18 protein-coding genes and 1 pseudogene are annotated in these 22,024 nt (G+C 39.3%); 8 read left to right on the forward strand and 11 right to left on the reverse strand.

The window, feature by feature from the left end:
- Positions 1 to 56: 56 nt before the first annotated feature.
- From PR767_RS05180 to nadC, 6 genes are all read right to left on the reverse strand, one after another.
- The gene (locus PR767_RS05180) at positions 57 to 380 is read right to left on the reverse strand and encodes a hypothetical protein (RefSeq protein WP_042851637.1); all 324 of its coding nucleotides are present in this window, start codon (positions 378 to 380) and stop codon (positions 57 to 59) included.
- Positions 381 to 862: 482 nt separating this feature from the next.
- On the reverse strand, positions 863 to 2,290 hold the full coding sequence (gene lpdA, locus PR767_RS05185) for a dihydrolipoyl dehydrogenase (RefSeq protein ID WP_004913111.1): 1,428 nt from the start codon (positions 2,288 to 2,290) through the stop codon (positions 863 to 865).
- 204 nt (positions 2,291 to 2,494) lie between these two features.
- Positions 2,495 to 4,354 (reverse strand): pyruvate dehydrogenase complex dihydrolipoyllysine-residue acetyltransferase, encoded by a 1,860-nt coding sequence (aceF, locus tag PR767_RS05190; RefSeq protein WP_272519977.1) that lies wholly within the window; start codon positions 4,352 to 4,354, stop codon positions 2,495 to 2,497.
- Between the two features lie 13 nt (positions 4,355 to 4,367).
- On the reverse strand, positions 4,368 to 7,034 hold the full coding sequence (gene aceE, locus PR767_RS05195; protein ID WP_004913119.1) for a pyruvate dehydrogenase (acetyl-transferring), homodimeric type: 2,667 nt from the start codon (positions 7,032 to 7,034) through the stop codon (positions 4,368 to 4,370).
- Positions 7,035 to 7,204: 170 nt separating this feature from the next.
- Entirely contained in the window at positions 7,205 to 7,975 is a 771-nt protein-coding gene (gene pdhR, locus PR767_RS05200) for a pyruvate dehydrogenase complex transcriptional repressor PdhR (RefSeq protein WP_004261987.1), read from the reverse strand.
- 725 nt (positions 7,976 to 8,700) lie between these two features.
- Entirely contained in the window at positions 8,701 to 9,603 is a 903-nt protein-coding gene (gene nadC / locus PR767_RS05205; protein WP_109912933.1) for a carboxylating nicotinate-nucleotide diphosphorylase, read from the reverse strand.
- A gap of 106 nt (positions 9,604 to 9,709) precedes the next feature.
- Between nadC and ampD the strand changes: the two are divergent.
- From ampD to yacG, 7 genes and pseudogenes are all read left to right on the forward strand, one after another.
- A pseudogene (ampD, locus tag PR767_RS05210) lies at positions 9,710 to 10,255 on the forward strand (1,6-anhydro-N-acetylmuramyl-L-alanine amidase AmpD).
- Positions 10,256 to 10,515: 260 nt separating this feature from the next.
- The gene (gene ppdD, locus PR767_RS05215) at positions 10,516 to 10,941 is read left to right on the forward strand and encodes a prepilin peptidase-dependent pilin (protein WP_109912934.1); all 426 of its coding nucleotides are present in this window, start codon (positions 10,516 to 10,518) and stop codon (positions 10,939 to 10,941) included.
- Positions 10,942 to 10,953: 12 nt separating this feature from the next.
- Complete coding sequence (locus PR767_RS05220; RefSeq protein ID WP_109912935.1) at positions 10,954 to 12,354, forward strand: ATPase, T2SS/T4P/T4SS family; 1,401 nt, start codon at positions 10,954 to 10,956, stop codon at positions 12,352 to 12,354.
- Between the two features lies 1 nt (position 12,355).
- Complete coding sequence (locus PR767_RS05225) at positions 12,356 to 13,543, forward strand: type II secretion system F family protein (protein WP_110732101.1); 1,188 nt, start codon at positions 12,356 to 12,358, stop codon at positions 13,541 to 13,543.
- 155 nt (positions 13,544 to 13,698) lie between these two features.
- Positions 13,699 to 14,304, forward strand: a complete 606-nt coding sequence (gene coaE, locus PR767_RS05230) for a dephospho-CoA kinase (RefSeq protein WP_004913145.1) — start codon at positions 13,699 to 13,701, stop codon at positions 14,302 to 14,304.
- Positions 14,305 to 14,312: 8 nt separating this feature from the next.
- Entirely contained in the window at positions 14,313 to 15,071 is a 759-nt protein-coding gene (gene zapD / locus PR767_RS05235) for a cell division protein ZapD (protein ID WP_109912936.1), read from the forward strand.
- A 16-nt stretch (positions 15,072 to 15,087) separates the two neighbouring features.
- Positions 15,088 to 15,285 (forward strand): DNA gyrase inhibitor YacG, encoded by a 198-nt coding sequence (yacG, locus tag PR767_RS05240; RefSeq protein ID WP_004262008.1) that lies wholly within the window; start codon positions 15,088 to 15,090, stop codon positions 15,283 to 15,285.
- A 77-nt stretch (positions 15,286 to 15,362) separates the two neighbouring features.
- Here the strand turns inward: yacG and mutT are convergent, their stop codons facing one another.
- The 3 genes from mutT to secM all read right to left on the reverse strand — a co-directional run bounded on the left by mutT (position 15,363) and on the right by secM (position 19,160).
- Complete coding sequence (gene mutT / locus PR767_RS05245; protein ID WP_272519978.1) at positions 15,363 to 15,770, reverse strand: 8-oxo-dGTP diphosphatase MutT; 408 nt, start codon at positions 15,768 to 15,770, stop codon at positions 15,363 to 15,365.
- A 61-nt stretch (positions 15,771 to 15,831) separates the two neighbouring features.
- Positions 15,832 to 18,543 (reverse strand): preprotein translocase subunit SecA, encoded by a 2,712-nt coding sequence (secA, locus tag PR767_RS05250; RefSeq protein WP_109912938.1) that lies wholly within the window; start codon positions 18,541 to 18,543, stop codon positions 15,832 to 15,834.
- An 86-nt stretch (positions 18,544 to 18,629) separates the two neighbouring features.
- Positions 18,630 to 19,160, reverse strand: coding sequence for a secA translation cis-regulator SecM (secM, locus tag PR767_RS05255; protein ID WP_004913160.1), 531 nt, complete (start codon positions 19,158 to 19,160; stop codon positions 18,630 to 18,632).
- A 75-nt stretch (positions 19,161 to 19,235) separates the two neighbouring features.
- On the opposite strand from secM, the gene PR767_RS05260 reads away from it, so the two are divergent.
- Positions 19,236 to 19,757 carry a DUF721 domain-containing protein gene (locus tag PR767_RS05260; protein ID WP_109912939.1) on the forward strand — a complete coding sequence of 174 codons (522 nt, stop codon included), beginning with the start codon at positions 19,236 to 19,238 and terminating at the stop codon, positions 19,755 to 19,757.
- 38 nt (positions 19,758 to 19,795) lie between these two features.
- Here PR767_RS05260 and lpxC read toward each other — a convergent pair whose 3' ends face one another.
- Both lpxC and ftsZ read right to left on the reverse strand, forming a co-directional pair.
- Complete coding sequence (lpxC, locus tag PR767_RS05265) at positions 19,796 to 20,713, reverse strand: UDP-3-O-acyl-N-acetylglucosamine deacetylase (protein WP_272519979.1); 918 nt, start codon at positions 20,711 to 20,713, stop codon at positions 19,796 to 19,798.
- A gap of 99 nt (positions 20,714 to 20,812) precedes the next feature.
- Positions 20,813 to 21,970 carry a cell division protein FtsZ gene (ftsZ, locus tag PR767_RS05270; RefSeq protein WP_004262022.1) on the reverse strand — a complete coding sequence of 386 codons (1,158 nt, stop codon included), beginning with the start codon at positions 21,968 to 21,970 and terminating at the stop codon, positions 20,813 to 20,815.
- Between the last annotated feature and the right edge of the window lie 54 nt (positions 21,971 to 22,024).

Here is a 22,024-nt window from a genome sequence, read left to right on the forward strand (position 1 = left end):
GAGGATGAGTAAAACCGTTAACAGAGATCCCAGCACTTGCTGGGATCTTTTAACTTTTAAAAATCAGACCACTCTGCGTAGCTAATATCATCTTCGGTTAATTCAGTGAATCCGTCTTGACTTAGCATTTTATTAAAATAAAGGATCGTGTCTTCTAGTGCCTTCTCAATAGTATCTCCATACCCAATAGCACATTCGGGAGAACCATCAAATTTTCTTTTTATTGCCAAGTCAGTCATTCCAGTAAAATTTCCGGATTGACTTTCATAAATTTTCACTTTCATTTTTGAATAAGGCAAAATAGGGATCATTGTAATTGTGAATTCAGCAACTGTTTTCTCTATACGACCCACATTTTTAATGTTTAAATCATGCCACATAACGTATTCCTCTCTATTATTGTTTTCCAAGCGATATTATCTTTCCTTCGATAAATATTTCCCGTTCTTATAATAACGAGTTACGTTGTCTGTAGCCCCTCTTATCTTAGAGGCTTTAGCGCCTTTTAAACTTCTTGAAAACTCTTCAGCTTTTCGTTGATATTGTTCAATATCACTTGCACCAACTTCTTTTCCATGCTTTTCATAATGTTTCTGTAACGATTCTTCAGGTGAATTAAAACTACCTTTATTAACTGCATCTATACGTTATTATTAATAAAGATTCGGTCATTTAAAATTAAACACGTATTACTTATAAAACAATTAATATTGATTTTAATAAATAACAGAACAGAGCCATGTGACTGATTGTATATATTCAAAAAAACAAAAAAAGCCAATGTGTTTCCACATTGGCTTCAATTCGCTTTGGCGATAAACAGCATACTAGAGATACTGTTTATCTGTGCGATTAAAGAAAATTATTTTTTCTTTTTCGCTTTTGCGTTTGGTAAATCAGTAATGCTACCTTCGTAAATTTCAGCAGCCATACCGATTGATTCGTACAGTGTTGGGTGAGCATGGATAGTCAATGCTAAATCTTCAGCATCACAGCCCATTTCAATTGCTAGGCCGATTTCACCCAGTAATTCACCACCGTTCACACCGACAACCGCACCACCGATAACACGGTTAGATTGCTTGTCGAAAATCAGTTTAGTCATACCTTCAGAGCAGTCTGATGCGATTGCACGGCCTGATGCTGCCCATGGGAAAGTCGCAACTTCATAGCTGATGTTTTGTTCTTTCGCTTCTTTCTCAGTTAAACCAACCCAAGCAACTTCTGGTTCAGTATAAGCGATAGATGGGATAACTTTCGGGTCAAAGTAATGTTTCAGACCAGAGATAACCTCTGCAGCAACGTGACCTTCGTGAACACCTTTGTGAGCCAACATTGGTTGACCAACGATATCACCGATAGCGAAAATGTGCGGAACGTTAGTACGCATTTGTTTATCGACATGGATAAAGCCACGATCGTCAACTTCAACGCCTGCTTTGCCTGCATCTAAGTTTTTACCGTTAGGAACACGGCCGATAGCCACTAATACAGCATCATAACGTTGTGGTTCTGCGGAAGCTTTTTTACCTTCCATAGAAACGTAGATACCGTCTTCTTTCGCTTCAACAGCTGTGACTTTAGTTTCTAACAGTAGGTTGAATTTTTTACTGATTTGTTTGGTGAATACTTTAACCACATCTTTGTCAGCCGCTGGGATGACTTGGTCAAACATTTCAACCACATCGATTTGAGAACCCAGTGCATGATACACAGTTCCCATTTCTAAACCGATGATACCTCCACCCATAACCAGTAGACGCTCAGGAACTTCTTTCAGTTCTAATGCATCGGTTGAATCCCAAATACGTGGGTCTTCATGTGGAATGAATGGTAATTGAATTGGACGGGAACCCGCAGCAATGATTGCGTTATCGAAATTGATAGTCGTGCTACCGTTTTCGCCTTCAACAACCAGTGTATTGGCACCAGTAAATTTACCTAAGCCGTTAACCACGTTAACTTTACGGCCTTTAGCCATACCAGCCAGACCACCCGTCAGCTGATTAATTACTTTTTCTTTCCATAAGCGAACTTTGGAAATGTCAGTTTTTGGCTCACCAAAAACGATACCGTGTTCTGCTAAAGCTTTTGCTTCTTCGATCACTTTTGCAACATGAAGTAAAGCTTTAGAAGGGATACAACCAACGTTTAAGCAAACACCACCAAGGGTTGAATAACGTTCTACTAAAACAGTTTCTAAACCTAAGTCAGCGCAACGGAAAGCCGCAGAATAGCCTGCAGGGCCTGCACCAAGCACAACGACTTGGGCTTTAATTTCAGTACTCATCATGACCTCTTTTTGTTTTGTCCAGCGGTACTGCTGAATAAACGATCTTCCACTGGAAAAGTACACACCGAGAGCAGTTTACAGAATTGTTAACACCCTGAAAAGGCTCATTTCGTGATGTAACTCCCAACCTTTCGTAGCAGCAGCAAAAAACTCTGCCTCAGCCTAAATAAAACAGACCGGCTCATTCGCCGGTCTTATTATTTACATCACTAAACGGCGAATATCGCTCATTAATTGCCCTACCAGGGTGATGAAGCGCGCTCCATCAGCCCCATCGATGACACGGTGGTCAAAGGACAGTGACATTGGCAGGATCAGGCGAGGAACAAACTCGCTACCATTCCAAACAGGTTTCATTGAAGAACGTGACAGCCCCATAATAGCAACTTCAGGTGCGTTCACGATTGGTGCAAAACCGGTAGTTCCGATACCACCAAGGCTTGAAATCGTGAAGCAGCCACCTTGCATATCAGACGCAGTCAGTTTACCTGCACGCGCTTTCTTAGAAACTTCCATCAGTTCGCGAGATAACTCTAAAATACCTTTTTTGTTAACATCTTTGAAGACAGGAACAACGAGGCCATTTGGAGTATCAACTGCAATACCGATGTTGATATATTTTTTCAGGAACAGACGTTGCGCATCTTCAGAAATGGAGCTATTGAAGCGTGGCATTTCTTCCAGAGCACGAGCAACCGCTTTCATGACAAAAACTAATGGAGTGATTTTCACATCCAGTTTTTTCTTCTCAGCTTCTTTGTTTTGTTGCTTACGGAACTCTTCAACTTCAGTGGTATCCACTTCTTCCATCAGTGTAACATGTGGGATCATCACCCAGTTACGGCTTAAGTTAGCGCCAGAAATCTTTTGGATACGCCCCAGTTCAACTTCTTCGACTTCACCGAATTTGCTGTAATCCACTTTCGGCCATGGCAGCATACCTGGTAAACCGCCACCTGCAGCTGCAGGAGCTTCCGCACGTTTTACTGCATCTTTCACGTAAGCTTGAACGTCTTCACGCAGGATACGACCCTTACGTCCAGTACCTTTCACTTTCGCTAAGTTAACACCAAATTCACGCGCTAAGCGGCGAATGACTGGAGTTGCATGGATGTATGCATCGTTTTCAACAAATTCAGTTTTGTTGTCAGTTGCTTTCGCTGGCGCAGCTTGTGCAGGAGCTGCCGCAGGAGCCGGAGCAGACGGTTGAGCAGCTGGAGCCGCTGCTGGTGCTGCACCTGCCACTTCAAAGGTCATGATCAGCGAGCCAGTTTTCACTTTATCGCCAGTCGCAATCTTAATTTCTTTAACTGTTCCCGCAAATGGTGCTGGGACTTCCATTGAAGCTTTGTCGCCTTCAACCGTGATGATTGATTGCTCAGCGGAAACAGTATCACCCACTTTGACCATCACTTCGGTAACTTCAACTTCATCGCCACCGATATCTGGAACGTTAACATCTTTAATTGCTGAAGCGGTTGTAGCTGCTGGTGCCGCTGCTTGTGCAACTGGAGCCGCAGCAGGTGCCGCGCCTGCAACTTCAAATACCATGATCAGCGAGCCAGTTTTCACTTTATCGCCAGTCGCAATTTTGATTTCTTTAACCGTTCCAGCAAATGGCGCAGGAACTTCCATTGAGGCTTTATCACCTTCAACAGTAATTAAAGATTGCTCAGCTTCGACTTTGTCACCGACTTTAACCATGATTTCAGTAACTTCAACTTCATCGCCACCGATATCTGGTACAGCGACATCTTTAGATGCTGCTGCGCTTGGTGCTGCCGCTGGAGCCGCTGGGGCTTCTGCAGGAGCAGGCGCTGCTGCACCCGCCTCCGCTTCGAATACCATGATTATTTTGCCTGTTGTCACTTTATCGCCAACAGCAATTTTAATTTCTTTTACCACACCCGCTTGTGGCGATGGGACTTCCATAGAAGCCTTATCACCTTCAACGGTAATAAGCGATTGCTCAGCTTCTACTTTGTCGCCAACTTTAACCATCACTTCGGTGACTTCAACTTCATCAGCACCGATATCAGGCACTTGGATTTCAATAGACATTGATTTTTACCTCTTATGCCAAACGTGGGTTAACTTTATCTGGGTTGATGTTGTATTTTTTAATCGCTTCTTCAACGACTTTTACATCAATCTCACCACGTTTAGCTAATTCACCTAACGCTGCAACGATCACATAGGATGTATCCACTTCAAAGTGGTGACGCAGGTTTTCACGACTGTCTGAACGACCGAAACCATCTGTACCCAGAACACGGTAATCACTTGCAGGAACATATGTACGAACTTGTTCTGCGAACAGTTTCATGTAGTCAGTTGATGCAACTGCTGGTGCATCATTCATCACTTGTGCAATGTATGGAACACGTGGTGCTTCAGATGGATGCAGCATGTTCCAACGCTCACAGTCTTGGCCATCACGAGCCAGTTCAGTGAAAGAAGTCACGCTATAGACATCAGAACCAATTCCATATTCTGCAGACAGAATGTCAGCGGCTTCACGCACGTGGCGCATCATAGAACCTGAACCTAACAGCTGAACTTTACCTTTGCTACCTTCAACAGAAGCCAGTTTATAGATACCTTTACGGATACCTTCTTCTGCACCTTCTGGCATTGCTGGCATGTGATAGTTTTCATTCAGCGTTGTGATGTAGTAGTAAACGTTTTCTTGTTTCTCACCGTACATACGCTCTAAACCGTTTTGCATGATCACCGCAACTTCGTAAGCGAAAGCTGGGTCATAAGAAATACAGTTAGGAATAGTCAGTGATTGAATATGGCTATGGCCATCTTCATGCTGTAGGCCTTCACCATTCAGTGTTGTACGGCCTGAAGTACCACCGATTAAGAAACCGCGTGCTTGTTGGTCACCCGCTGCCCACATCAAGTCACCAATGCGTTGGAAACCAAACATTGAGTAGTAGATATAGAATGGGATCATTGGCAGGTTGTTAGTGCTGTATGATGTCGCAGCCGCTAACCAAGAAGAACCCGCACCCAGCTCATTGATACCTTCTTGCAGGATTTGACCTTTCGAGTCTTCTTTATAGTAAGCAACTTGCTCACGGTCTTGCGGAGTATATTGCTGACCTTTAGGACTATAGATACCGATTTGACGGAACAGACCTTCCATACCAAATGTACGCGCTTCATCCGCGATAATTGGTACTAAACGCTCTTTGATCGATTGGTTTTTCAACATGACGTTCAGTGCACGAACGAACGCGATAGTTGTTGAAATTTCTTTAGATTGTTCTTCCAATAATTGGCTGAAATCTGCCAGTGCAGGGATATCTAGTTTTTCGTCAAAGGTTGAGCGACGAGCGGGTAAATAACCACCTAACGCTTGACGGCGCTCATGCAGATATTTGTACTCTTCGGAATCTTTTTCAAACGTAATGTATGGCAGTTTTTCAATTTGCTCATCAGCGACTGGTACATTGAATTGATCACGGAAATGACGAACGCCATCCATGTTCATTTTCTTCACTTGGTGAGCAATATTTTTACCTTCTGCTGTTTCACCCATACCATAACCTTTAATGGTTTGCGCTAAAATAACAGTTGGTTTGCCTTTAGTTTCTTGTGCTTTTTTGAATGCAGCATATACTTTCTTCGGATCGTGACCACCACGGTTCAGAGCCCAAATTTCATCATCAGTCATATCTTTAACTAATGCTGCAGTTTCTGGGTAACGATTAAAGAAATGCTCACGTACGTATGCACCGTCACGTGATTTAAAGGTTTGGTAGTCGCCATCTAAGGTTTCGTTCATTAATTGAACAAGTTTACCGCTCGTGTCTTTACGCAGTAATTCATCCCAACGGTCGCCCCACATAACTTTGATAACTTGCCAGCCAGCACCATTAAAGATACCTTCTAGTTCATTAACAATTTTACCGTTACCTGTAACTGGGCCATCTAAACGTTGCAGGTTACAGTTGATAACAAATACTAAGTTATCTAATTTATCGCGAGTGGCGATAGTAATTGCACCTTTAGACTCTGGCTCATCCATCTCACCATCACCAAGGAATGCATATACGCGCTGAGCTGATGTATCTTTCAGTCCGCGATTATCAAGGTATTTCAGGAACTTAGCTTGATAGATAGCATTAATTGGACCCAGACCCATTGATACGGTCGGGAACTGCCAGAAGTCAGGCATTAATTTAGGGTGTGGATAAGAAGACAGACCATTTCCACCAATTTCTTGACGGAAGTTATTCATTTGCTCTTCAGTTAAACGGCCTTCCAAGAACGCACGTGCGTAAATTCCTGGAGAAATGTGGCCTTGGAAGAAGACTAAGTCCCCGCCGTCATTGTTATTATGCGCGCGGAAGAAGTGGTTAAAGCACACTTCATACAACGTTGCTGATGACTGGAAAGAAGCCATGTGGCCACCCAGCTCTAAGTCTTTTTTGGAAGCGCGTAAAACAGTCATTACAGCGTTCCAACGAATTGCAGAGCGAATACGGCGCTCTAAATCCATGTTACCAGGGTATGCCGGCTCATCTTCAACAGCTATTGTGTTGATGTAATCAGAATGACCAGATGCACCAGCGGCAATATTAACACCGCCTTTACGTGCTTCGCTTAATACCTGTTCGATAATAAACTGAGCACGATCAACACCTTCTTCACGGATGACCGATTCAATCGCCTGTAGCCAGTCGCGAGTTTCAATCGGATCCACGTCATTTTTTAACATATCTGACATGGTGTATTCCTTATCTGTTATCTATTTTATATGTTTATGTGGAGCCTATCTTCCTGCTATTTTTCAGTTGCCGTAAAACAGCGGGAAGATAGGCCCTGATGTAGTTGCCGCTTTAACTCTCAATTAGAGTATTCACAATAATATAGACGCAGCAGTCAGGATCTATATTATTAATTCAAATCAGGATGTTGCTGTAACCGACGTAAAGAACGTTCTCTGCGAGTTTGCTCTCGGCTAATATCCAACAGTAAATCTTCGATAAAGGCTAAGTGACGATGAGAAGCTTCACGTGCCTTTTCGGGCTCTCTTGCCATTATAGCGGCAAAAATCTGTGCTCGATGTTCACTAACTGCTTTATACATTTCTTTACGGGTATATAAGAACTCAAAATTCTGACGAATATTTTGTTCTAACATCGGGATCATACAGCGCAATAGGTGCAGCAAAACGACATTATGAGCAGCTTCAGTTACAATTAATTGATATTGCAATACCGCATCTGACTCTGCTTCTAATCCACCATTTTCTTGTGCTGTCTTAATTAATTCATAGCTTTGGCGAATCCGCTCAAGATCCTCATCGGTACCACGAAGTGCCGCATAATATGCAGCGATACCTTCAAGGGCATGACGAGTTTCAAGAAGATCGAATTGAGATTCAGGATTGCCTTCAAGTAGCTGAGCTAAAGGGTCACTAAAGCTTTGCCACATTTTCTTTTGCACGAATGTTCCGCCACCTTGGCGGCGAGATAAAAGGCCTTTCGCCTCTAATGTTTGAATTGCTTCACGCACTGATGGTCGAGATACGTCAAACTGTTTTGCAAGTTCGCGCTCAGGAGGCAGCTTTTCGCCAGGGCGTAGTGTCCCTTCGAAAATAAGATGTTCGAGACGCTGCTCTATTACATCTGATAACTTTGGTTGGCGAATTTTACCGTAAGTCATAATCTGCCATATTCATGAGTGAGTAATTATTGATTACGTATTACCCAGTGTTAATTGGTAATACCAATTTATTTATGGGTTAATAAAGTAACAAAGTATTCACTATCTGTCCATAAAGACCTTGCGCTAAATCATAAAATCCTGCAAATCTTAACAATTTTTTTTAAAATTTAGCATGAATTGATAACTAAATATGCAATTTGACATGACATATTTTAACATTAAAACCGATTTATTATGCTAATAAATGAAAACTGAATCGTTAAACCAACCAATAGACTGAATTTAAATTCATTAATAATAATTAATTAACCATATTATTCTATTGGCCGTACTTTTTACTCATCAAAACCATAATGATGTTAATAAATCGTTAAATTCACAACCGATTTTAAACTTAACTTAAATTCGCTTGGTTGAATTACACTCAAACCGATTCCTTATCATCTTAGAATAAAGTTGATGTAGAAAATAAAATAGCGTTGTAATGTTTCAATTGATAGGTGGATAAAAGAAATGCACAATGGGTCAATTGACTAGGGGCTACAAAATATTTTGTTGTAACCCCATAAAGATTTAAATCAACACTTAGATACTGTTAATCAACGAATGATCTAGATTCCTAAAGCCTACTTAACGTAAATAGCCACTCAAGATGAAACTACATCAACAATACTATAACTTAGGATCTCAGCTGAGGCAGCTTCGTGTATTAACCAAATTACTTACTGATTTTTATCAATAAAACGCATAGACAAATCCATGGCTTTAATATGTTTGGTTAGCGCACCAACAGAAATAAAGTCAACCCCTGTTTCTGCGAACTCTTTTATCGTATCTAATGTGACATCGCCAGAAACTTCAAGTGCAGCTTTACCTGCCGTTAACACCACAGCTTCTTTCATCATGACTGGAGTAAAGTTATCTAACATGATGATATCCGCTTGCGCTTTTAAGGCTCGTAATAACTCATCTAAACTTTCAACTTCAATTTCTATAGGGACATCTGGATGCGCGCTACGCGCTAATTCAACAGCTCGTTCGACTGAACCAGCTGATATAATATGGTTTTCTTTTATTAAATAAGCATCGGATAAACCTAAGCGATGGTTAAACCCTCCCCCCATCAACACTGCATATTTTAAAGCCGTCCTTAAGCCCGGGATAGTTTTACGTGTATCAAGTAACTTCGCCCTTGTACCAGTGATTTGTTTTACATATTCAGCAGTTATACTTGAAACAGAAGAAAGCGTTTGAATGAAATTCAAAGAGGTGCGCTCACCTGTTAATAGAATTTGGGATGGGCCCTGCATCTCACAGAGAACTTGGTTAGGAGTAACAGTTTCACCGTCTTGAACTTTCCAATCAATTTTGACTTGCCCGCCAAGTTGAAGAAAAACCTCATCTAACCATTGCTTCCCACAAAAAACGCCATGTTCGCGGGTAATTATTCGAGCACTCGCTTGCGCATCTATATTTAACAGCTGGCCAGTGATATCTTTTTTATAATCAATAGACTGACCTAAATCTTCTTTCAAAGCCACACTGACCATAAAAGGAATATCAATTTGTAACCGCTCAAAAAGCATTTCACGTCTTTGCTGTTCATCATATCGCCGTATCGTCATTTTTAACTCCAAAATGTGCACTCGCTTTGTTTCATCTATGCTAATCTTTTCGTTTGCAGATAACGAGTGTTAACAAAAAAGAAAAGAGAATACTATGGATAACGATATGAAAATACACAATGGTTGGCTAAATAATGTGACTCATATCCCTTCTCCACATCATGATGAGCGCCCCACGAATACCATACCTTCTCTGTTAGTCATTCATAATATCAGCCTTCCACCTGGCCAATTTGGTGGCCCTTATATAAATCAATTATTTACAGGAACTTTAAACCCTGATGAACACCCATTTTTTAATGAAATCAAACATCTTCGCGTTTCAGCTCATTGCTTAATACGCCGTGACGGCACCATCATTCAATATGTCCCCTTTCATTTACGAGCTTAGCATGCAGGGCAGTCTTCCTACCAAGGCCAAGAAAAATGTAACGATTTTTCTATTGGTATTGAACTAGAAGGCACTGATTTCGAACCATTTACCGAAGTACAATATCAATCCCTTACTTATTTAACTAATTTACTTATAATTGAGTATCCACTAATTAAAAATAATATTACCGGCCACAGTAATATTGCCCCTGGTCGCAAAACAGATCCTGGCCCATTTTTTGATTGGGTATATTATAAGAATAAATTAAATAATAATTGAGTTATTGCTCCGGGTAATATCTATCTTGATCTTACCCGTAATACAAAACAGGTACATTTATCTTCACTCAATTTATTAAAAAACTCCACCTTCTATTTTATCTTTATTATTTATTGCGAAGCTGCTCGAAGAAAAATGCAATCTTACCTATTTTCCAATAAATATTTACAAAATGCTTCGCACTGCTTTTTTTAACCTCTAACTTTAACTAAAAAATCTAATTATGATAAAACCTCACTTAACAACGGAGGTTTTTATTTATGAATCAACAAGGATTTTCACTTATTGAAATTATGGTAGTAATTGCAATTATATCAATTCTAAGTGCTATTGCGATCCCTGGCTATCAAAGCTATATGCAAAAAGCAGCAATTACCGATGTACTCCAGACCGTTATTCCTTATAAGAACAGCATAGAAATATGCAGTTTTAATCGAGGGAGTTTATCGCATTGCAATGGAGGTAGTGATGATATTCCTACAAATATAACAGGGAAATACATTAATAAGATAGATGTTAAATCTGGAGTTATTACGTTCTCTACTGGTAAATCATTATCAGACTTAAAAGTCACATTAACACCAACCCTTCCAACCTTAGATAAACCCTTCAACTGGGCAGTTGTTTGCGAAAATAAAACTAATGCTAACTTAAAATCACTATGTGAAAAAACATTTATCTTTTAATTGGGAATATTTATGAATATATCTAATAATGACCAATTTATTTATAAAGAACTTAAGAGCTTATGTGATAAAAATTACATTATAATCATAGATTATAATCAAAAAAGATTATCTATCGCCGCTGCTAAAAAACCGGATGATAACTTAATAGCCACATTAAAATTTATTGCTAGCGTCCCTGTCTGTTATGATATTTGGCCAAAAGAAAAAATAGACCATTATTTTAATAACACAGTACATGAAATAAAAGAGGAGGAAACAAATTATCATCCTCAAGAAACCGAACTATTAAACACATCATCCCCTGCAATTAATTTTGTTGAGGAATTATTAAAAACAGCAGTTCATAAACGCTCATCTGATATACACCTTGAACCAACCAAACAAGGGTTAAAAATTAGATTACGTGTAGATGGGAAGCTATATTTTATTCCCTCTCCTCCTTATGAAATTAATAGCGAAATTATTGCTCGTATAAAAATACTAGCAAAAATGAATATAGCGGAAAAAAGGCTTCCACAAGATGGTCAAATGAGTTGGTATTTTGACGGGCAAAATTATAGTATTCGTCTTTCTAGCATTCCGACCATTCATGGTGAAAAGTTAGTCTTACGTATTTTGAATACGCAATTAAAATATTCTTTAGAGCACATAGGGATGTGCTCTTCCCTTCTTGAACGGTTAAAAGAATATTTAAATCGGCCACAAGGATTAATTTTAGTCACAGGGCCAACAGGAAGTGGTAAAACAGTAACACTTTATAGTTATCTAGAATATTTAAATCAATCCTCAAGAAATATAACAACCATTGAGGACCCTATTGAAATCCCCCTACAAGGGATCAACCAAACCCAAGTTAATGAAAAATACAAACTTAATTTTTCTTTTATTTTGAGGGCGCTTCTACGGCAAGACCCTGATGTCATTATGATTGGTGAAATCCGTGATGAAGAAACCGCTAAGATTGCGACCCGAGCGGCTCAAACTGGTCATCTAGTTTTGTCAACACTGCACACAAATTGTACAATTAGTGCTATAGAGCGAATGAATCAATTGGGGATAGAAAATAGTCAACTTAAATCTTGCTTAAAAATGGTTATTGCACAGAGGCTAGTACGAAAACTTTGTCCTCACTGCAAAGAAACAATACCTAAAAAAACTGAATTGCATAATAACCATATAATCAATGAATGGTCTTCAAAAGGCTGTGAGCTTTGTTTTTCTGGTTTTATGGGAAGAATTGCAATTTATGAATATATAGATCAAAGCAATATCTATGAAATCTTTAAAAATAATACATTAGAAAATCCAAATAATTTTGTTAGCCTTTTTGATGCAGGTATAGAATGCGTTGAAATGGGTGAAACCACACTTCAAGAAATCTATTCTATTATCGGAAATGGAGTAAATTAACATGTTTATTTATTCATATATTGCCATTGATTTTAAAAACCAATTAAAACACAGTACACTAATAGCAAAAAGTAAAAAACATGCTTTTATTAACATAACTGAAAGAAATTTAATTCCTATACAAATAAAATTAAAAACACTATTTACATTAGATAAAAAAAACATTAATTATCGAATTCATTTTTTTCATCAATTATCTTTATTATCATCATCAGGTATTAACCTCATACAATGTTTAAAAATATTGCATACCAACTGTCCCTTTCCATTTTGGACTGATATTATCGAAAATTCAATAATCCATATTGAAAAAGGAGAGAAATTTTCACAATATTTAAAAAAACATCCCACCATTTTTAATGACACAGTAATCAGTATTATTACCGTTGCCGAGAAAACAGGGCAGTACGAGGAAAGCTTTAGTACAATCAATTCAATTTTAGAGCATAACAATAAAGTATCTTTACTCATCAGTAAATCGACACGATACCCAATAATTCTATCATCTTTTTCTATAGTTTTATTAGCCATTATGATGATCTATGTTGTTCCTCAATTTGAAAGTATCTATCAAAATGTTAGACACGAACTACCACTCATTACAAAAACTATAACTTTCATATCAAGTTTCCTAAGGGAATATTTACCCTACTTACTTAGTCTTATTCTATTTTTATTACCTTTCATATTTAAATTTAAGGAAAAGGCACTGAACTTAATAAAAAAAACAATAATGCATTTACCCATATTAAAAAAATCATTACAACTTCATAATTTAAGTTTATATTTTTTAACGATGCATTCAACTATTAATGTAGGGTTATCATTATCTGAATGTTTAAAGTGTACTATTCAAACCATTAATAATAATCAATATAAAAAAGACTGCAAACACGTACATATGTCGGTACATAAAGGAGAATTACTCTCCTATGCTATGAGGCAAACTAAGTTTTTTCCTGATTTAGCTGTACAGCTAATGTCTATTGCTGAAGAATCTGGGAAAATACACTATTTTTCCAATTATTTATTCAAATATTATTCAGAGCAATATATTTTCATTACCGAAAAAAACCTAAAAAACCTTGAACCTATTTTACTCGTTTTAATTGCTATACTCGTGGGTATCGTCATGCTAGCAATGTATCTACCTATATTTAATTTAGGTAATGTTATAACTGAGTTATAAATAATTTCAGATAGATATAGATATTATGTTTCCCCTTTAATATATAATATATCGATTTATTTTTTAATCTATTCACAGTAATATTACTTTGGATGAAGACAAATGATTTATTTCAGTGTAATCTGTTTTTTTTCAACGAGTAAATGAATAATCATATGCCTTATATAGTTGCTTTAACAGGTGGTATTGGAAGTGGTAAAACAACTGTTGCAAACGAGTTTGCAAAACTTGGAGTTCCCCTAGTTGATGCGGATGTGATTGCACGACAAGTTGTTGAGCCTAACAGCCCAGCTCTAAAAAGCATTACTCGCCACTTCGGTAAGGATGTCATTCTTCCTAACGGAGCTCTAAATAGGCAGCGCTTAAGAGAAATTATTTTTTCCAAACCTGATGAAAAAAAATGGCTGAATGCTCTACTTCATCCATTGATCCAACAAGAAACACAAAAACAATTTCAACAAATAAATTACCCTTATCTATTATGGGTAGTCCCTTTATTGATTGAAAATAATATTCATCATTTGGCAGATAGGGTATTAGTTGTTGATGTTACTGTTGAAGAGCAAATTCAACGTACTCTAAAAAGAGATAAGACCAGTTTAGAACAAGTTACTAATATACTTAATGCACAAGTTAGCCGTGAAAAACGACTTGATTATGCCAATGATATAATAACAAACCATTCTCATGATAGGGATCTCTCAACCAAGGTAGCCGCGTTACATAACCAGTACTTAACACTAGCAAAAATAAAAAAATAGGAATTAAAATGGGCGAGTTAATTGCAACAAATTTTATTACTTATGAATACCCAATGAATGAAAAAATTCGTTCGTGGTTGCGCCTTGAAACACTTTTATCTCAAATTTATGAGCTAAGTAATATTACTTCCTACTCTACTGGTATTGCCTTTTTTCGTTCTGTTTCAGAATTAATTGAAATTCTTGATAGAGGCGAAGTACGTTCTGAGCTCATGAAAGAGCTCGAAAAACAACGAATTCAGCTAGCTAGTTGGGCTGAAGCCCCTAATGCCGATAACCAATTAATTTCTACATTACTTGAACAATTATCTGATACAACCGCCAAATTGATGTCAGCCTCACGTTTTGGCCACCATTTACGAACAGATAAAATTATCAGTATGGTACGCCAACGACTAAGCATCCCAGGAGGCTGCTGTAGCTTTGATCTCCCCACTTTACAGCTTTGGTTAAATATCCCGCAAATTGAAAGAAATAAAACCATCAATGGATGGCTGCAAAGCCTTGACCCACTTAATAATGCATTAAAACTAGTCCTTACATTAATTCGTCAAAGTGGTAATTTCGAAACAAAAGAATCTCATAATGGTTTTTATCAAGATAATGTCGAGGGTAAAGAGTTACTACGTATCAAATTATCAATTGAGCACCTTATTTACCCACAAATTTCAGGCCATAAAACAAGATTTGCATTGCGCTTTCTACATATCGACAGTGAGAATGGTATACTTCCAGATGTAATTAGTTTTGAGTTATCCTGTTGCTAGCTAGAGATATATATTTATGAGCGAAATCATTGAAGTAAACTGCCCAACATGCAAAAAGATAGTTGTTTGGAATGAAAATAGCCCTTTCCGGCCATTTTGCAGTAAGCGTTGTCAACTTATTGACCTTGGTGAGTGGGCTAGTGAGGAAAAAAGAATTGCGAGTCAAGGGGATATCTCTGACAGCGATGACTGGAGTGAACAGCCAGATAAATAAGACGTTAAGTCGCGACACAGTAAATTAAGTGGAAAATATATCATTGTGTATTTTCCACTTAATATCAATATCAGTTATTAAGCTGATTCACTTCTCTGCGTTAATAAATCGACAATAATACGGTTTGCCGGTGGGAACTCATCAGCAATAAGGTCATGTTGACAAACCCAACGCGAATCTTGCCCTTCTTTACCGTACGGTTCATTTTCCCACGCAGTAACGATAAAAAAATAAAGCGTAATGAAACGGTCATTAAACTCATGATCAACGCGATGAAATAACTCGCTCTTAGTCACTACAATTCCGACTTCTTCTTCAAGCTCACGAATTAATGCCGCTTCAGGTGATTCATTAATCTCAAGTTTTCCACCTGGAAATTCCCAAAAGCCAGCCATATGCGTGCCTTCAGGCCGTTTAGTAATAAAAATTTGTTGCTGGGAATTACGAATAATTCCAGCCGCGATATGCAAATGTTTTTTTTCCATAATTTTTTCGTCAAAAAGGCGGGTTACCCCGCCTTTTTTATATTAATGAGTTAATAATAAATTAATTTAAGCGACCGTGACATTGCTTATATTTTTTACCTGAGCCGCAAGGACAAGGATCATTACGACCAATTTTGTGACCTTGAGTTGCTATTTTAGCCTCGGTTTCAGTCATTAAAGATTCAGCACCCGCTTCATGGCTTAATTGTTGCCTTTTCGCTAAACGCTCAGCTTCTTCACGACGCTGTTGCTCTAATGCTTCAACCTCTTCAGGTAAACGAACTTGTACCTTAGATAAGGTGCTAATCACTTCATATTTCAATGCTTCAAGCATGTTAGCAAACATACTGAAAGATTCGCGCTTGTACTCTTGTTTAGGATCTTTTTGCGCATAGCCACGCAAATGAATGCCTTGGCGTAAGTAATCCATTGACGCTAAGTGCTCTTTCCATAATGTGTCTAATGTTTGCAACATGACACCTTTTTCGAAATTACGCATCGCTTCTGCGCCAACAATTTCTTCTTTACGATCATAAACTTCAATCGCTTTTGCCATAATACGTTCACGTAATGTTTCTTCGTGTAACTCTGGCTCTTTATCTAACCACTCTTTGATTGGTAAGTCGAGGTCAAAATCATTGACTAAACGTTGGTGTAACCCTTCGATATCCCACATTTCTTCAAGTGATTGAGGTGGAATATAGGCATCCATCGTAGTGGTTAATACGTCTTGGCGGATGCTATCAACCGTTTCTTTAATGTCGCCGCCATCCAGTAATTCATTACGTTGAGTATAAATTGCACGACGTTGGTCACTTGCAACATCATCATATTCAAGTAGTTGTTTACGGATATCAAAGTTACGGCTTTCAACTTTACGTTGTGCATTAGCAATAGCTTTGGTCACCCATGGGTGCTCAATAGCTTCACCTGGCTTCATACCTAACTTTTTCATCATTCCTGTAACGCGGTCTGAGGCAAAAATACGCATCAGCGCATCTTCCATTGATAGGTAAAAACGAGATGAACCCGCATCCCCTTGACGCCCTGCACGACCACGTAACTGGTTATCGATACGACGTGACTCATGACGCTCAGTACCAATAATATGTAAACCACCTGAGGCTAAAACAGCATCATGGCGAACTTTCCAGTTTGCTTTGATTTCGTCAATTTGCTCTTGAGTTGGTTCTTCTAATGCAGCAACTTCAGTTTGCCAGCTGCCGCCTAACATAATGTCAGTACCACGACCGGCCATGTTAGTTGCGATCGTTACTGCACCTGCTTGACCTGCATTTGCGATGATATCCGCTTCCATTGCATGGAATTTTGCATTCAGTACGTTGTGAGCAATTTTAGCTTTTTTCAATGCATTAGAAATTAATTCAGATTTTTCGATAGAAATCGTACCAACAAGAACAGGTTGCCCATTGGCGGTTCTCTCACGAATATCTTCAATAATTGCCGCAAACTTATCCGCTTCGTTCATATAAACGAGGTCAGGTAAATCTTTACGAACCATTGGACGGTTAGTTGGGATAACAATTGTATCAAGTTTATAAATTGAGCTAAACTCAAATGCTTCGGTATCCGCAGTCCCCGTCATACCTGCAAGTTTTTCATATAAACGGAAATAGTTCTGGAAAGTAATTGAAGCCAAGGTTTGGTTTTCATTTTGAATTTCAACCCCTTCTTTTGCTTCAACCGCTTGGTGTAAGCCATCAGACCAACGGCGCCCTTCCATTGTACGGCCCGTATGTTCGTCAACAATGACAATTTGGCCGTCTTTTACAATATAATCAACGTCTAAGGTAAACAATGCGTGAGCACGTAAGCCTGCCATTACATGGTGCATTAACATGATGTTAGAAGGTGAATATAAAGATTCTCCTTCATCCATTAAGCCTTCTTTTGCTAGAAGTTCTTCGATTAATACTAGCCCACGTTCTGTTATGGTTACTTGACGCGATTTTTCATCAACCGAAAAATGGCCTTCCCCTTGGAAAGTATCTGAATCTTCTTTCTCTTGACGTTGCAAATATGGAATAAGTTTATCTACTTTTTGGTACAGTTCAGAGCTGTCTTCCGCAGGACCTGAGATAATCAGCGGTGTACGTGCTTCATCGATAAGAATTGAGTCGACCTCATCCACCAAAGCATAATGCAATTTACGCTGAACACGCTCTTCAGGGCTAAATGCCATGTTGTCACGTAAGTAGTCAAAACCAAATTCATTGTTAGTACCATAAGTAATATCTGCCGCATACGCTTCACGTTTTGCAGGTGGAGCCATACCTGGCAGGTTGATACCCACAGTTAAACCTAAGAATTCAAATAATGGACGGTTATTTTCAGCATCACGCTTGGCTAAGTAGTCATTCACCGTAACTACGTGAACCCCTTTGCCACTTAATGCGTTGATATAAGCTGGTAGTGTTGCCGTTAATGTTTTACCTTCCCCCGTACGCATTTCTGCGATACAGCGTTCATTCAGTACCATTCCACCGATAAGCTGTACATCAAAGTGACGCATACCAAATACACGTTTACTTGCTTCGCGAACAGTTGCAAATGCCTCAGGGATGATGCTTTCTAAACTTTCGCCCTTCGTTAAACGCTCACGAAACTCTACCGTTTTTGCTTTTAATTCATCATCAGATAACTTTTCGAAATCGGGTTCAAGACGATTAATTTTTTCAACTTCTTTACGTAAACGGCGCAAGGTACGGTCATTACGACTACCAAAAACTTTGGTCAAAATCTTTGTTAACATATTTTAATCTCTAATAATCAATTAATTGTTTTAAATTTTATGGCGCAAGACAGCACAGCACTAAGCTGGCTTGCTATGGGTAAAGATTAAGCTGTTAACGGGCCGGCACGAATGCCGTGGACTTGAGCAATCCAAATTGCAGGTTGGTAGGCAATAATATGGGGATAGTTATAATGACTAAATTGGATAACACTTTCATCCCACTGAAGTGAACGCTGTGCTAACATGGCATACAGCGTATCTAGCATCAACTGTGGGACAATAAGCTTTTCAGTCTCTTCTGCTGCCGTGTTTACATCATCGTCTTCCGTTGCCGAAAAAGCAAAAGTAAGCTGCCGAATGACATTCCTTACCGCATGTTGCTGCCAGTAATTAACTGAATAGGATGACGATGATGATGAAGAGCGCTGAGAATTCTGTTGAGAAAATAAATTGTCAAAGGCATTAACAGCTTGGCTCTGGCGATTAACGGGGGAAGAGTTAACCTGTGTGTGTTGAGATTCTGATAACGCATTTAAAATTGTAGGCAAGCCGACACCCGTGGCAACCACACCTAATAGCAGGTGGGACCAAAAGTATTTTCTTCCGAGTTGTCGCCAAAAATTTAAAATGCCCATCAAACTCTTATATAATGAATAAGTGACAAAATTATTATTTGTAATTCGTTGTTTCATTCTCAGCCGGAGCTAAAAATGAGAGATAGTCATCCACAAGCACTTTTTGATGTTCTTGAAGGATCATTGGCAACATCATCGAACACTTTACAAACTATTCAACGTAATGCAAAAGCGATTATCAAACTGAATCGTGCTGTAAAAGGGTTACTGCCGGCTGAAATCAAACCCATGTGCCGTGTTGCAAACTACCGTAATAGTATTATGGTCATTGAAGTGGCAAATGCCAGTTGGATGACCCGACTTAATTACGAAAAACTCAATCTTCTTTCTGCATTAAGAACGTCCATTCTACCATCTTTATCTTCTATCGACATCAGAATCAATCCCGATCTTATGCGAAAATCGAGGCAAAATAGCTCAGTAACTAAGCAAACGGCCTCAATGAGTCAAAAAATGAACGAACGCCAGATAAGCACACAAACCGCACAAGCACTTTTGAAATTAGCAGAGAATAGCCCGAAGGGATTAAAAGAAAGATTTGAGCGGCTGGCTGCACTAGCCGGAGAGAGTACTAGTGCAACCAACAGAAAGGGCTAACTTCGATTAGCTTTCGAAGATAGCTGCATAATCACGTCTTATGCAAACACCGCTGAAGGTGCTTTGAATGCGACAGGCAATTGAGCTTCGTCTTCAAATGTGACGAGATCCCAAGCTGATTCTTTCGCTAAAACTGCTTGTAACAGCTTGTTATTCAGTGCGTGGCCTGATTTAAACGCGGTGAAAGCGCCAATAATGTTATGTCCACACATGAATAAATCACCAATTGCATCCAACATTTTGTGACGAACGAATTCATCTTCAAAACGTAAACCATCTTCGTTAAGAACTTTATAGTCATCAACAACGATGGCGCAGTCAAAACTACCGCCTAAGCACAAGCCTTTTGATTGCAGATATTCAATATCACGCATAAAGCCAAAAGTACGCGCACGGCTAATTTGATTTACAAATGATTCCGCTGAGAAATCAAGTGAGTAGCGTTGTGTGCTACTATCAATCGCTGGGTGCTGAAAATCAATTGTGAAATCAAGGCTAAACCCATTATAAGGTCGCATTTCAGCCCATTTATCACCATCTTCAACACGTACTGTTTCTTTTATACGTAAAAATTTCTTAGCACAATTTAATTCTTCAATACCGCCATCAAGCAGTAAGAATACAAATGGTGCGGCACTGCCATCCATAATAGGGATTTCAGGCGCATTGACTTCAATAACAATGTTATCGATACCTAACCCTGCTAAGGCAGCATTCAAATGCTCAACAGTCGAAATACGCACGTTATCTTCATTAACTAAGCAAGTACATAACATGGTGTCACGAACTGATTTCGCATCTGCCGGAAAATCAACCGGTGGATTAAGGTCAGTACGACGGTAGATGACCCCGGTATTGCCCGGCGCTGGACGTAATGTAAGCGTAACTTTCTTGCCGGTATGTAAACCAACACCAGTCGCTGTAATAATACGTTTTAGTGTCCGTTGTTTGATCATCGTATTTTTCTCGCAATGTTATAGGTCCTACTGATCATCATACAAGATAATCAGTAGGAAATTTTAGCACAAAAAGCGGAGAAACCAATATAAATAAAATTAATCGGCCTGCTTACGCAAGAACGCAGGAATATCAAGATAATCTGGTTCTTTATTTGTTTGCGTATTTTGGTCATTGACCGCTTTAGCCGCTGGCTTCTCTTCTGTTAATGAAGACATGCTATTTTGCATTTGCTGATAGCGCTGTTCCATTGACGCCTGCTGAGACATCTTGTTGCTAACTAGAGTAATTTCTGGACGTTTGTCCATACCAATACCTGTAGCAACAACAGTGACACGCAGTTCTTCGTGCATTTCTGGGTCAAGAGATGTACCGATTACCACAGTTGCATTATCAGATGCGAAGGCACGGATAGTGTTACCCACCGTTTCAAACTCATCCAAGCGCAGGTCGAAACCAGCTGTAATGTTAACCAACACACCACGAGCGCCAGACAGGTCAATGTCTTCCAATAATGGGCTAGAAATGGCCATTTCAGCGGCTTCTTCTGCACGGTCTTCACCGCGAGCTACACCTGACCCCATCATCGCGTAGCCCATTTCTGACATCACAGTACGCACGTCAGCAAAGTCTACGTTCATTAAACCTGGGCGAGTAATCAGTTCAGCGATACCTTGTACTGCACCTTTTAGTACGTCATTTGCCGCACCGAAAGCATCCAGTAATGAGATACCACGACCAAGTACTTTTAATAATTTATCATTTGGGATAGTGATCAATGAGTCAACATGTTTTGACAACTCAGTGATACCCGCTTCTGCGAATGCCATGCGCTTTTTACCTTCGAAATTGAAAGGCTTAGTCACAACAGCAACTGTCAGAATACCCAATTCTTTGGCAACTTCGGCAACAACCGGAGCTGCACCAGTCCCTGTACCGCCGCCCATACCCGCTGCGATAAAGACCATATCTGCGCCATCTAAAGCATTACGCAGCGCCTCACGGTCTTCTTCAGCGGCATTACGGCCGACTTCAGGGTTTGCACCCGCACCCAGACCTTTGGTAATACCTGTACCGATCTGGATAGTTTGTCCAACTGCGGTTTTACGCAGCGCCTGTGCGTCTGTATTGACAGCGAAGAACTCAACGCCTTCAATACGTTCACGCACCATGTGTTCAACGGCGTTGCCGCCGCCGCCGCCAACGCCGATGACTTTAATCACCGCATCGTTGGTTAGCTCCATTGGTTCAAACATAATGTCTCTCCGTTTTGTGCTTACTACTTTTGAAGCTAATAATATGCTTCTTTA

Source organism: Providencia sp. PROV223 (assembly GCF_028479245.1).
In the GTDB taxonomy this organism is placed as follows: domain Bacteria; phylum Pseudomonadota; class Gammaproteobacteria; order Enterobacterales; family Enterobacteriaceae; genus Providencia; species Providencia rettgeri.